Origin of the sequence: Actinomycetospora atypica (assembly GCF_042653685.1) — a bacterium.
Lineage (GTDB): Bacteria > Actinomycetota > Actinomycetes > Mycobacteriales > Pseudonocardiaceae > Actinomycetospora > Actinomycetospora atypica.
In genome coordinates this window covers 223,138-235,338 of sequence record NZ_JBHSIV010000006.1, presented here as the reverse complement: position 1 = coordinate 235,338, position 12,201 = coordinate 223,138, and the positions used below count along the sequence as shown (strand labels likewise).

General features: G+C 74.9%; 13 protein-coding genes. 8 read left to right on the top strand and 5 right to left on the bottom strand.

The annotated features are described in order from the left end of the window. Window positions 1–469 precede the first annotated feature (469 nt). Complete coding sequence (locus ACFPBZ_RS29615; RefSeq protein WP_465251510.1) at window positions 470–1,138, bottom strand: hypothetical protein; 669 nt, start codon at window positions 1,136–1,138, stop codon at window positions 470–472. Further along, window positions 1,122–2,324: a hypothetical protein gene (locus ACFPBZ_RS08415; protein ID WP_378035567.1), complete on the bottom strand. Its 1,203-nt coding sequence runs from the start codon at window positions 2,322–2,324 to the stop codon at window positions 1,122–1,124. Before ACFPBZ_RS08415 ends, ACFPBZ_RS29615 begins: the two co-directional genes overlap by 17 nt. Window positions 2,325–2,503: 179 nt before the next feature. On the opposite strand from ACFPBZ_RS08415, the gene ACFPBZ_RS08410 reads away from it, so the two are divergent. Next, on the top strand, window positions 2,504–3,124 hold the full coding sequence (locus ACFPBZ_RS08410) for a helix-turn-helix transcriptional regulator (RefSeq protein ID WP_378035566.1): 621 nt from the start codon (window positions 2,504–2,506) through the stop codon (window positions 3,122–3,124). Between the two features lie 16 nt (window positions 3,125–3,140). Here ACFPBZ_RS08410 and ACFPBZ_RS08405 read toward each other — a convergent pair whose 3' ends face one another. Continuing rightward, a complete protein-coding gene (locus tag ACFPBZ_RS08405) occupies window positions 3,141–4,346 on the bottom strand; it encodes an acyl-CoA dehydrogenase family protein (protein ID WP_378035565.1) in 1,206 nt (401 codons plus the stop codon). A gap of 137 nt (window positions 4,347–4,483) precedes the next feature. Here ACFPBZ_RS08405 and ACFPBZ_RS08400 point away from each other — a divergent pair, with 137 nt between their 5' ends. Genes ACFPBZ_RS08400 through ACFPBZ_RS08375 form a run of 6 tightly spaced genes read left to right on the top strand, consistent with a single transcriptional unit; the run spans window position 4,484 to window position 8,830 of the window. Next, window positions 4,484–4,888, top strand: a complete 405-nt coding sequence (locus ACFPBZ_RS08400) for a TOBE domain-containing protein (protein ID WP_378035564.1) — start codon at window positions 4,484–4,486, stop codon at window positions 4,886–4,888. Then, complete coding sequence (gene modA / locus ACFPBZ_RS08395; protein ID WP_378035563.1) at window positions 4,885–5,679, top strand: molybdate ABC transporter substrate-binding protein; 795 nt, start codon at window positions 4,885–4,887, stop codon at window positions 5,677–5,679. The genes ACFPBZ_RS08400 and modA overlap by 4 nt, the downstream gene beginning before the upstream one ends. A gap of 5 nt (window positions 5,680–5,684) precedes the next feature. Further along, window positions 5,685–6,461: an ABC transporter permease gene (locus ACFPBZ_RS08390; protein WP_378035562.1), complete on the top strand. Its 777-nt coding sequence runs from the start codon at window positions 5,685–5,687 to the stop codon at window positions 6,459–6,461. A 28-nt stretch (window positions 6,462–6,489) separates the two neighbouring features. Continuing rightward, window positions 6,490–7,593, top strand: coding sequence for a sulfate/molybdate ABC transporter ATP-binding protein (locus ACFPBZ_RS08385; RefSeq protein WP_378035561.1), 1,104 nt, complete (start codon window positions 6,490–6,492; stop codon window positions 7,591–7,593). A gap of 47 nt (window positions 7,594–7,640) precedes the next feature. Next, window positions 7,641–8,243, top strand: coding sequence for a ClpP family protease (locus ACFPBZ_RS08380; protein ID WP_378035560.1), 603 nt, complete (start codon window positions 7,641–7,643; stop codon window positions 8,241–8,243). Further along, entirely contained in the window at window positions 8,243–8,830 is a 588-nt protein-coding gene (locus ACFPBZ_RS08375; RefSeq protein ID WP_378035559.1) for a ClpP family protease, read from the top strand. The genes ACFPBZ_RS08380 and ACFPBZ_RS08375 overlap by 1 nt, the downstream gene beginning before the upstream one ends. Here the strand turns inward: ACFPBZ_RS08375 and ACFPBZ_RS08370 are convergent. Beyond that, complete coding sequence (locus ACFPBZ_RS08370) at window positions 8,827–9,153, bottom strand: helix-turn-helix domain-containing protein (RefSeq protein WP_378035558.1); 327 nt, start codon at window positions 9,151–9,153, stop codon at window positions 8,827–8,829. The two genes, ACFPBZ_RS08375 and ACFPBZ_RS08370, sit on opposite strands and share 4 nt — an antisense overlap. Before the next feature lie 56 nt (window positions 9,154–9,209). Continuing rightward, entirely contained in the window at window positions 9,210–10,406 is a 1,197-nt protein-coding gene (locus ACFPBZ_RS08365) for an AMP nucleosidase (RefSeq protein WP_378035557.1), read from the bottom strand. A 125-nt stretch (window positions 10,407–10,531) separates the two neighbouring features. Between ACFPBZ_RS08365 and ACFPBZ_RS08360 the strand changes: the two genes are divergently transcribed. Continuing rightward, window positions 10,532–12,181, top strand: a complete 1,650-nt coding sequence (locus tag ACFPBZ_RS08360; RefSeq protein WP_378035556.1) for an AMP-binding protein — start codon at window positions 10,532–10,534, stop codon at window positions 12,179–12,181. Window positions 12,182–12,201: the final 20 nt, after the last annotated feature.

Here is a 12,201-nt window from a genome sequence, read left to right as displayed (position 1 = left end):
CCAGCCGCGCGGCGCTCGCCGAGGCGACCGGCGCGCTCGACGCGGGGGTGCTGCGGGCCCCGCAGGACGGCACGGTCACCGCGGTGGCGGCCCGCCCGGGCGACCGGGTCGGCGCGGGGTCCCCGCCGGCCGTGGAGCTCGCCGTCTTCGACGCCCTCGTCGTGCGGGTCCCCGTGGTGCCCGCCGACGTCGCGGCGATCGTGCCGGGCCGCACCGCCACGGTGACGGTGGCGGACGCGCCGGCGGAGCGCGGGCGGGTCGTCGACGTCGCGCCGACCCCGGGGCCCGACGGCCGCTACGTGGTGGTCGTGTCGGCGCCCCTGCCCGTCGTGGCCCGGATCGGGGTCGCCGCGCGGGCCGAGATCGTGCTGGCCCGCCGCGACGGCGTGCTCGTGGTGCCCCCGGCGGCGCTGCGTCCGGCCGCGCCGGGCGCCCCGCCCGGGAGCGCGACCGTGCTGGTGGCGCGCCCTCAGGGGCTCGGCGGGGTCGTCCCGACGACGGTGGGGGTCGGGCTGGCCGGCCGGGACGGCGTCGAGGTCCGCGGCGGCCTCGCGGTCGGTGACCCGGTGGTCGTCGACCCGGACGGTGCGGGCGCGGCACCCGTCACGGAGCCGTAGGTCCCGGGCTCGACGGTCACCGTGCGCGTCGGGGCCGGGTCGGGGACGGCGGTCAGCCAGGCGCCCCGGGCGGTGGGGACCGCGGAGCCGTCGGCGGCGCCACGCAGCCGGAGCCGCACCTGGACCTCGGTGGTCACCCCGACGCGGGCGGGCACGCTCTCCCAGGGACCCCAGGTGCCCTGCCCGTCGAGGGCACGGACCTGCAGGCTGACGTCGGTGCCGGGCGGGAGGTCGGCGGTCACGGTGCCGGTGATCTCGGCGGTCGGGCCGAGCAGGCGCCGCGGGGCCACCGTCAGGACCCCCTCCGCCGACGACGCGGGGCGTACCCCACCGTCGGCGAGCACCACGTCCCGGTCGTCCCCGCCCCCGAGGGACAGCTCGGGGGCCCAGGTCTCGCCGCCGGCCACGATGCCCGTCAGGCCGTCCGCGGTCCCGGCCGCCCCGGTCGTCAGCAGACCGGCGACGAGCAGGCCCGTGGCGCCCACGAGGACGCGGCGACGCGGGTCAGCACGCGGGGACATCGGGGGCCTCCACGGCGTCGGCGGGGACGTAGCGGTCGGTGTCGAGGCGCAGCCACCCGCCGGCGGCCGGGGCCGTGCGGCGCACGTCGGCGGCGGTCGTCGTGCCCGTCGAGCAGGCGACGAGGACCCGGGCGCGGGGGGCGACCGCCCCGACGTCGGGGGCGTCGGCCCGGGGGGCCGAGCGGACGACGACCGTCGCGTCCCCGGTGGTCCCGGCCGGGCCGCTCCCCGTCCAGAGGTAGGCGACGTCGACCCAGGAGTTGTCGGTCAGGCGCAGGTCGCGGCGGTAGGTCCCGTCGGCGAGGTCGATGCCGGCGGGGTTGGACACCCGTCGGCCGAACTCGTCGCGGCCGCCGTCGTAGCCGTCGTCCCGCGCGGCCTGGGCCTGCGGCACGCCCCGGGGGAGGTCGCGGAAGGACTGGCGGTCGGCGTTCCAGTAGTCGTCCGTCGTGTTCCACGGCCCGACGTCCCACACCGGGGCCCACGCGCACCGGCCGTTCCCGGCGCACACGCGGACCGTGTAGTCCCCGGCGCCGTCGGGGGCGAGGCCGCGGCGGGAGGGGAGGGCGACGAAGCGGTCGTCGTCGACGACGCGGTGGCCGTTGGCGGTGGTGTTGCCGACGAGTCCGATCCGCGTCGCGAACACCCGGGCCGTGAACGGCGACGCGGGGGCGGCCACGAGCCTCGGGGTCGGGGTGGCGTCCGCGGTGAGCCACAGCCGCCGCAGCGCGGGGGAGGCGTCGTCGGACCCCGCGACGAGGGTGACCCGCACCTGGATCTGCAGGGTCGTGACGGGCAGCTGGGCGGGCCCCTCGGTGCCGGTGGGGACCCACTCGGACCACGACCCGTCGTCGCGCAGGCCGCGGACCGCGACCAGCACCTCCGAGCCCGCCGGGAGGTCGGCGGTGACGTCCGCCGCGACCCGGTCGGCCACGGCGCCGAGGCGGCGCGGCGCGAGGAGCAGCGTGCCCTCGGCGGGCGCCGGCCCGGAGGCGGTGGTGCGCGGTGCGCTGTCGGCGAGCCGCACGGCGTCGTCGGCGGCCACCACGTCGACGTCGTCCCCGTCGGCGACCGCCAGCTCCGCGCCCCACGCCTCGCCGGAGGGGACGGCCCACGCCGCCACCGGCGTCGTCAGGAACGCGAGGAGCGCCACCAGGACCACCGCGGACCGTCTCGCACCAGGCACGACGACCAGTGGAACGATCTCCGTGGTCGACCGCAACGCGTGAGCGCGTCACGCGTGTGAGTGATGGCCGACCGGGTGAATTACACCGATGTCGTGAACGTCCGTGAGTCGCACGGCCGCGACACGTCCCACCCGATAGGGCTGGCGGTCGTCCGGGATTCGTGTGGGGAGGTGGCCGCGTGGGGCGGACGTGCGTCGTGCACGACGAGCGGGACCAGGCGGGCCACCGCCTCACGCGGCTCCTGCGTGCCCACGGCGACGTCGACGAGGTGGTGGTCGCCGCGGACGCCGAGGACCTGCTCGGCCTGGCGCGCTCGACCCCCGCGGCCCTCGTCGTGCTCGGCCTCCCGCGGTCGGGAGCGGCGGAGCTCGTCGGGACGGTCCTGGCGGCGGTCCCCGGGGTGCCGGTGCTGGTGGCGGGCCCGTCCGACGAGCCGGCCCTCGTCGCCCAGGCCCTGGCCGCGGGCGCGGCGGGCTACCTGCGCTGGGACGCCCCGCGGGCGATGACCCGCACCCTCACCCGCGTCGCGGTGGGCGGGGACCCGCTGTGGCCGGTGGACGACGAGATGCGGGTCGACCGGGGCGTCCAGCAGGCGCTCGACCTGTCGGCCCGCGAGATCCAGGTCCTCGTCGGGGTGAGCCGCGGCCTGACCAACGCCGACATCGGCCGGCGGCTCTACCTCTCGGCGGCGACGGTGAAGTCGCACGTGGCGCGGCTCTTCCCCAAGCTCGGCGCGACCGACCGCGCGGAGGCGGTCGGTCGCGCGTGGCAGGTGGGACTGTTCGTCCGCCCCCGCTGAGCACGGGGGCGCCCGGTCAGGAGGCGCGCTTGATCTCCACGCGGGCGACGGAGCGCAGGTGGACCTCGTCGGGACCGTCGGCCAGGCGCAGCGCCCGGGCCCAGGCGTACGCGTAGGCGAGCGGGAAGTCGTCGGAGACCCCGCCGCCGCCGTGCACCTGGATGGCGCGGTCGATCACGCCGCAGGCCATGCGGGGGCACACGACCTTGATCGCGGCGATCTCGGTGGCCGCGCCGCGCGAGCCGACCTCGTCGATGAGGTAGGCCGCCTTGTGGACCAGCAGGCGGGCCTGCTCGATCTCGATGCGGCTCTCGGCGATCTGCTGCTGCACCACGCCCTGCTCGGCCAGCGGCTTGCCGAAGGCGACGCGCTCGTTGGCCCGGCGCACCATGGCGTCGAGCGCGCGCTCGGCCATGCCGATCAGGCGCATGCAGTGGTGGATGCGGCCCGGGCCGAGGCGGGCCTGGGAGATGGCGAAGCCGCCGCCCTCCTCGCCGAGGAGGTTCGAGGCCGGGACGCGGACGTCGTGGAACTCGATCTCGCAGTGCCCGTGCTGGTCCTGGTAGCCGAACACCGGCAGGGCCCGGGTGATGTTCACCCCGGGGGTGTCGCGGGGGACGAGCACCATCGACTGCTGGCGGTGCTTCGAGGCCTCGGGGTCGGTCTTGCCCATCACGATGAAGACCGCGCAGCGCGGGTCGGCGGCGCCGGAGGCCCACCACTTCTTGCCGTTGATGACGTACTCGTCGCCCTCGCGGCGGATGGAGGTGGTGATGTTGGTGGCGTCGGAGGACGCGACGTCGGGCTCGGTCATCGCGAACGCCGAGCGGATCTCCCCGGCCAGCAGCGGGACGAGCCAGTCCTGCTTCTGCTGGTCGGTGCCGAACAGGTGCAGCGTCTCCATGTTGCCGGTGTCGGGCGCCTGGCAGTTGATTGCCTCGGGGGCGATCACCGGCGACCAGCCGGTCACCTCGGCGACCGAGGCGTACTCGAGGTTGCTCAGCCCCGACTCCGAGGGCAGGAACAGGTTCCAGAGCCCGCGCTCGCGGGCCTCGGACTTGAGGGTCTCGACGACCGGGGGGAGGTCGTGCTCCGCGTCCGTCCCGCGGCGCTGCTCGCGCCAGGCCTCGTACTCGGCCTCGATCGGGAGGATCGACTCCTCCAGGAAGGCGCGCATCCGCTTCGAGTAGTCGTCGGCCTTGGCACTGAGCGCGAAATCCACGACCCGACTGTCCCACCGGCGGGGGCGGACCGCGAGGGCGCGCAGCCGTGGGGGCGCCCACCGTCGGTGACCGATCTTCGGAATTGCCCCTCCACCGGGGGAGCGGCGCCGTACCTGCGCCCCTACACTGCGGCCTCGTGACGCACTTCCGGATCGCCGAGGCCGCCCGCCTGCTCGGCGTCAGCGACGACACCGTGCGGCGCTGGACCGACGGGGGCTCCCTGCCCGTCGACACCGACGCGAGCGGCCGCAAGGTCATCGCCGGCGCCGACCTGGCGTCGTTCGCGCGGGCCTCGGCCCACGCGACCCCCGACCCGTCCGGGGTCGGGCGTTCGGCCCGCAACCGCTTCGTCGGGCTCGTCACCGACATCCGCAGCGACACGGTCATGTCGCAGGTGGAGATCCAGTGCGGGCCGCACCGCGTGGTGTCGCTCATGAGCACCGAGGCCGTGCAGGAGCTCGCGCTCGAGGTCGGCTCCCTGGCCGTCGCGGTCGTCAAGGCCACCCAGATCATCGTCGAGACCCCTGGAGGAACCGCGTGAACGGCGCCCTGCTGCGCAAGGTGTCCCTGTCGGCCGCCGTGGCCGCCCTCGGCCTGGCCCTGACGGCCTGCGGGGGGTCCTCGGACTCCGGCGGCCAGGCCCAGCCGCCGGCCCGCACCCTGACCGTCTCGGCGGCCGCGTCGCTGACCGGCGCCTACCAGCAGCTCGGCCCCGAGTTCCAGGCCGCGAACCCCGGCACCGCCGTGACGTTCAACTTCGGCGGCTCCGACTCGCTGGCCCAGCAGGTGGTGCAGGGAGCCCCCGCCGACGTCCTGGCCACCGCCAGCTCGAGGACGATGCAGACCGCCGTGCAGGCCGGGAAGATCGCGGACGAGCCGGTCATCTACGCGACCAACTCGCTGCAGATCGCCGTCGCCCCGAACAACCCGAAGGCCATCGCCTCGCTCGCCGACCTCGCGAGGCCCGGCGTCGTGTCGGTGGTCTGCGCCCCGGCCGTCCCCTGCGGCGCGGCCGCCGAGGCGGCCGAGAAGGCCGCGGGGGTGACGCTCACGCCCGCCAGCGAGGAGCAGGACGTCAAGGGCGTGCTCAACCGCGTCCAGACCGGCAACGCCGACGCGGGCCTCGTCTACGTCACCGACGTGCGGTCCTCGCAGGGCAGGGTGACCGGCGTCGACTTCCCGGAGGCCTCGGCCCAGGGTGCGGTGCAGTCGTACCCGATCGGGGTCGTGGCCGGCTCGCCGAACGCCGACCTGGCGCAGGCCTGGATCCAGTTCGTGCGCGGGCCGCAGGGCACCGCGGCGCTGCAGCAGGCGGGCTTCGTCACGAAGTGACTCCGATGACGGGTTCCGTCCCGCGGCTCCTGTGGGTGCCGGCGGCCCTGGCGTGGCTCCTGGTCGCGGTCCCCGTCGCGGGGCTCGTCCTGCGGGTCGACTGGGCGGACTTCCTCGGCCTCGTCACGTCGCCGTCGGCCCTCGCCGCGCTGTGGCTGTCGCTGCGGACGGGTGTCGTCACGACGGTGCTGTGCCTGCTGTTCGGCGGCCCGCTGGCCGTCGTGCTCGCGCGGTCATCGCTGCCCGGGCTGTCGCTGATCCGGTCGGTGGTGCTGCTGCCGCTGGTGCTCCCGCCCGTCGTCGGGGGCCTGACGCTGCTGTTCCTGCTCGGGCGCACCGGCCCGGTCGGCGGCTTCCTCGACCGCGAGTTCGGCGTCACCGTCCCCTTCTCGACGACGGCCGTGGTCCTGGCCCAGACCTTCGTCGCCCTGCCGTTCCTCGTCGTCTCGCTCGAGGGCGCCCTGCGCACGGCGGGGGAGCGGTACGAGGCGGTGGCGGCCACCCTCGGGGCCTCGCCGCTGACGACGCTGTGGCGGGTGACGGTGCCGGTGGTGCTGCCCGGGCTGCTCTCGGGCTCGGTGCTCGCCTTCGCCCGCGCCCTCGGCGAGTTCGGCGCGACGATCACCTTCGCCGGCTCCCTGGAGGGCACCACGCGCACCCTCCCGCTGCTGATCTACCTACAGTCCCAGGACGACCTCGACGGGGCCGTCGCGATGTCGCTCGTGCTGGTGGTCGTGGCCGTCGCCGTCATCGTCGTCAGCCGCACGCGGGACCTGCGGTGAGGGGCGAGCGGAGCGACGGGAGAGCAGGATGAGCCGGCTCCTCGCCGACGTCGCGGTGACCCGCGGCGGGTTCTCCCTCGAGGTCGCCCTGACCGTGGAGCCGGGCGAGGTGGTCGCCGTGCTCGGCGCGAACGGGGCCGGCAAGTCGACGCTGCTGGGCACCCTCGCCGGGCTGTACCGACCCACCCGCGACGAGGTCGTCCTCGGTGACCGGTCCCTGGCCGGGGTGCCCGTGCACCGGCGGCGGGTCGGGCTGCTCAGCCAGCAGGCGCTGCTCTTCCCGCACCTGAGCGCCCGCGACAACGTCGCGTTCGGGCCGCGCGCCGCGGGTTCCGGACGACGCGCCGCCCGCGGGACCGCCGACCGCTGGCTCGCGATGGTCGACGCGACGGCGCTCGCCGACCGCCGCCCGTCGGCCCTCTCGGGCGGGCAGGCCCAGCGGGTCGCGATCGCGCGGGCGCTGGCGTGCGAGCCGGAGCTGCTCCTGCTCGACGAGCCGTTCGCCGCGCTCGACGTCGACGCCACCCCGGCCGTGCGGTCGCTGCTGCGCCGCGTCGTCCGCGCCACCGGGGTGACCACGCTGATGGTCACCCACGACGTCCTCGACGCCGTGGTCCTCGCCGACCGCCTCGTCGTGCTCGACGCCGGGCGGGTGGTCGAGACCGGGCCCACCGCCGAGGTGCTGCGCCGACCCCGCTCGGCGTTCGCGGCCCGCGTCGCCGGGCTCGACCTCGTCCCCGGCCGCTCTTGCCCCGAGGGCCTGACGACGGCCGACGGCATGCTGATCGGCGGCATCCACCCCGAGCCGGTCGCCCACGGCGAGCCCGCGGTCGCGCTGTTCGCCCCCGCCTCGGTGTCGGTGTTCCGCGACCCGCCGAAGGGCTCCCCGCGCACCACGCTGCCAGTGCGGCTCGCGGCGATGGAGCCCCACGGCGAGCTGGTGCGGCTGCGGGCCGCGGCGTCCGCGACCGGGCCGGGGTGGATCGACGGGCTCGCCGCCGACGTCACCCCGGCCGCCGTCGCCGAGCTCGGGGTGGAGCCGGGCGACGAGGTGTTCTTCGCGGTGAAGGCGGCCGAAGTCACGGTGTACCCGGCGGGCCGGGAGGCTCAGGGCGGATCCGCGCTGCCCTGAGCAGAACGACCGGCGCATCGTCGGGCCGGGGCGCGACCGTGGCGCCCATGACCGACACGACCTCGTTCCCGCCCGAGCTCCGGGCGCTCCTCGTCCGCCACCGCGTGCTGCTGCTCGACGGCCCCCTCGACGACGACAACGGCACCGCCCTCGCCGCCCAGCTCCTCAGCCTCGCCGCGGAGAACGACGCCGCCGACATCGCCCTGTGGATCCACTCGCCCGGCGGGTCGGTGCCCGCGATGCTCGCCATCCGCGACGTGATGCGCCTGGTCCCGTGCGACGTCTCCACGCTCGCGCTCGGCCTGGCCTGCAGCGCCGGGCAGTTCCTGCTCTCCGCGGGCACGCCGGGCAAGCGGTACGCGCTGCCGCACGCGAAGATCCTGATGCACCAGGGCTCGTCGGGCATCGGCGGCTCGGCCGTCGAGGTGGAGGTGCAGGCCAACGACCTGCGCCACACCCGCGACACCGTCCTCGGGCTGATCGCCTCCGACACCGGGCAGGCCCCGGAGCGGGTCTTCGAGGACTCCCTGCACGACCGCTGGTTCACCGCCGACCAGGCCCGCGAGTACGGCTTCGTCGACGGCATCGTCTCGTCGTTCGACCAGGTCATGCCGGTGCGGCGCCTGCGCGTCGGGATGGTGGCCGCGTGATGGGCGCCTACACGATCCCGAACGTCGTCACCCGCGACTCCCGCGGTGAGCGCATCGTCGACGTCTACTCGCACCTGCTCGCCGAGCGCATCGTCTACCTCGGCACCGCCGTCGACTCCGGGGTGGCCAACGCCCTGATCGCCCAGCTGCTCCACCTCGAGGCGGACGCCCCCGACCAGGAGATCTCGATGTACGTCAACTGCGAGGGCGGCGACACCGCGGCCATGCTCGCGGTCTACGACACCATGCAGTACGTCCGCGCACCGGTGGCGACCACGTGCGTCGGGCAGGCCGTCGCCGCCGGGGCGGTGCTGCTCGCGGCGGGGGCGCCGGGCCGGCGCTCGGCCCTCCCGCACGCCCGCGTGGTGCTGCACCAGCCCGCGGCCCAGGGGCGGGGCGCGATCCCCGACCTGATCCTCGCCGCCGACGAGGTGGTCCGGGTGCGCGCCGAGATGGAGACGATCCTCGCCCGGCACACGGGTCGGGACGCCGCGACCTTGCGCCACGACACCGACCGCGACCTCGTCCTGACCGCCGCCGCGGCCCGCGACTACGGGATCGTCGACCGGGTGATCGAGGAGCGCTAGGCGGCCATCAGGACCGGGCCGTGGGACCCGCGGCCGCGGGCGAGGTCGGTGTGCGCGAGCCCGACGACCTCGCGCAGCGACGAGCCCAGCGCGCCGGCGACGGCCGCGAGGATCTCGCTCGAGGGGTCCTTGCGGCCGCGCTCGAGCTCGGAGAGGTACTGCGGGGAGCACCCGGCCCGCGCGGCCGTGTCGGCGAGGCGCTCGTCCCGGTCCCGCCGCAGGTCGCGCAGCCGCCGCCCGACGACCTCCCGCCACAGCGGCTCCGGGGCCGCCGGACGCGGGTCCGGGCGGCGGTGGCGGTCGAGACGGACGAGCTCACCCATGCGCCGACGGTAGGGGGTCCCGACGAGGCCTGTCGTCGGGTTCCGCTGCCGGCGAACTAGGTGTCCGACGGCCCGCCGAACAGCGGCTCGTCGACCGAGCGGATCTCCTGGCCCGGCAGGCCGCCCGGGTGCTCGCGACGGACCCGGTCGAGCGCGGCGAGCGCGATCCCCAGGTGCTGGCGCTTGGACCTCTCGTAGAAGGTCTGGGCGTCCGCGGACAGCTTGGGCGAGCCGTGCAGCGGCTTGTCCGAGACGCAGAGCAGCGTCGCGTTCGGGATCCGGTAGCGGAAGCCGTTGGCCGCGATCGTCGCCGACTCCATGTCCACCGCCACCGAGCGAGACGCCTGCATCGCGGCGAGCGTGAGCCGCTGGTTGAGCTCCCAGTTGCGGTTGTCCGTGGTGTGCACGGTGCCGATCCGGTACTCGGCGCCGGTCGCCTCCAGCGCCTCGAGCAGGAAGGAGTTGAGGCGGTGGTTCGGCGCCACCGGCACGTCGAGGGGCAGCACCTCGTCGAGGACGTGGTCGAAGCGCTGGTAGCCGGTGGCGAGGACGAAGTCGCCCTTCTGCTGGTGGTTCCGCAGCCCGCCGCAGTGCCCGATCATGATCATGGTGTCGGGCCGCAGGACCGCGACGTGGTCGGTGGCGGTCTTGGCGTTCGCGGGGCCGACCCCGATGTTCACCAGCGAGACGCCGTCCCCGTCGTCGGTGGCGTGGTGGTACGCGGGCATCTGGACGTCGTGGTCGGGCCGGACCGCGCCGGGGTAGCGCTCGAGGAACGCCTCGACGTGCATCGCGTAGTTGGTGAACAGCACGTGGCGCTGGAAGGCCTCGGCGGGCGTGCCGGTGTAGTGGCCCAGCCGGTCGACCGAGAGCCCCATCCGCTCCGGGCCGAAGAGGAAGAGCTTCTTCGAGCGGGCGTCCACCCGGTCCTCGTCGAGCGCGTCGAAGAAGGCCGGGTCGTGGAAGGCCAGGGCCGGGCGCGACGGGCGCACGGTCACCCGGGCGCCCGCCCGCAGCAGCGCCGCGAGCTCGCGGCACAGGTAGCGGCGGATCGCGCCGGTGCGGGAGAACTCGCCGGTGAGGCGCGGGTTGACCTCCGACCAGGGCCGCACGACCTCGATCGTCGAGTACCACCCGTCGTCGTCGACCGCGGCGAGGGCGTCGACGAGGTGCGCGACCGCGGCGTCGATCTCGGCGCCGGCGAGGGAGGCGCCGTCGGCGCTCGCGGTGGTCTGCGGCTGCGTGGCGGTCACGCACCCGATCGTCCCAGCCGTCCGGGCAGGGGCGCGCGAGGGTTCGCCCGTCAGGGTTCCACGGTGTCGGTCCTCGGAGGCATAGTGAGGCGGACCACGATCACCCCGTCCAGGAGGTCTCCCCGGTGAGCGCGCCCGCAGTCCCGACCGTGCCGTCCTACTCGTCCGGCACCTCCGACGAGCCGCTGCTCGGGGACACCATCGGCGACAACCTCGACCGCACCGCCGCCCGGTTCCCCGACGGCGAGGCGCTGGTCGACCGCGCCCAGGGGCTGCGCTACACCTGGGCCGAGTTCGTCGCCGAGGTCGACGCGCTGGCGCTGGGGCTGCTCGACCTCGGGATCGCCGCCGGCGACCGGGTCGGCATCTGGGCCCCGAACTGCGCGCAGTGGACGCTGCTGCAGTACGCGACCGCGAAGGTCGGCGCGATCCTGGTCAACATCAACCCGGCCTACCGCACCCACGAGCTCGAGTTCGTGCTCAACCAGTCGGGCGTGCGGATGCTGGTGGCCACGCGGTCGTTCAAGACCTCGCAGTACGCCGAGATGATCGAGACCGTCCGGCCGAACACCGCCTCGCTGGAGACGGTGGTCATCACCGACACCGACGCGTGGACGTCGCTGTTCGTCCGCGAGGGCGACCTCTCCCGGGTCCGGGCGCGGCAGGCGGAGCTCTCGGCGGACGACCCGATCAACATCCAGTACACCTCGGGCACCACCGGGTTCCCCAAGGGCGCGACGCTCTCGCACCACAACATCCTCAACAACGGCTACTTCGTGGGCCGCCTCTGCGGCTACACCGAGGTCGACCGGGTGTGCATCCCGGTGCCCTTCTACCACTGCTTCGGCATGGTGATGGGCAACCTCGCGTGCACCAGCTCCGGCGCGACGATGGTCATCCCGGCGCCGGGATTCGACCCGGCGCTGACGCTGGAGGCGGTGGCGGCGGAGCGGTGCACGTCGCTCTACGGCGTCCCGACGATGTTCATCGCCGAGCTGGCCCTGCCCGACGTCGCCGACTACGACGTCTCCAGCCTGCGCACCGGGATCATGGCCGGCTCGCCGTGCCCGGTGGAGGTGATGAAGCAGGTCGTCGACCGCTTCGGGATGACCGAGGTGACGATCTGCTACGGCATGACCGAGACGTCGCCGGTCTCCACCCAGACCCGCAAGGACGACTCGCTCGACCGCCGCGTGTCCACGGTCGGCCGGGTCGGGCCGCATCTCGAGTCGAAGATCGTCGACCCCGAAACCGGGCTGACCGTGCCGCGCGGGACGCCGGGCGAGCTGTGCACGCGCGGCTACTCGGTGATGCTCGGGTACTGGGAGCAGCCGGAGAAGACGGCCGAGGTGATCGACCGGGCCCGCTGGATGCACACCGGCGACCTCGGGGTGATGGACGACGAGGGCTACATCAACATCACCGGCCGGATCAAGGACATGGTCATCCGCGGCGGGGAGAACGTGTACCCGCGCGAGATCGAGGAGTTCCTCTACACCCACCCCGACATCCTCGACGCGCAGGTCATCGGGGTGCCCGACCAGCGCTACGGCGAGGAGCTCATGGCGTGGGTGCGGCTGCGCGACGGGGTCACCGAGCTGACGGCGGAGGCCGTGCGGGAGTTCGCCACCGGCAAGCTCGCGCACTACAAGATCCCGCGCTACGTCCACGTGGTCGAGGAGTTCCCGATGACCGTCACCGGCAAGGTCCGCAAGGTCGAGATGCGCGAGACCTCGGTGGAGCTCCTCGGGCTGCAGGCCAGCCCGACGGCCTGACGCCCTCCCCGGTGGCGTGG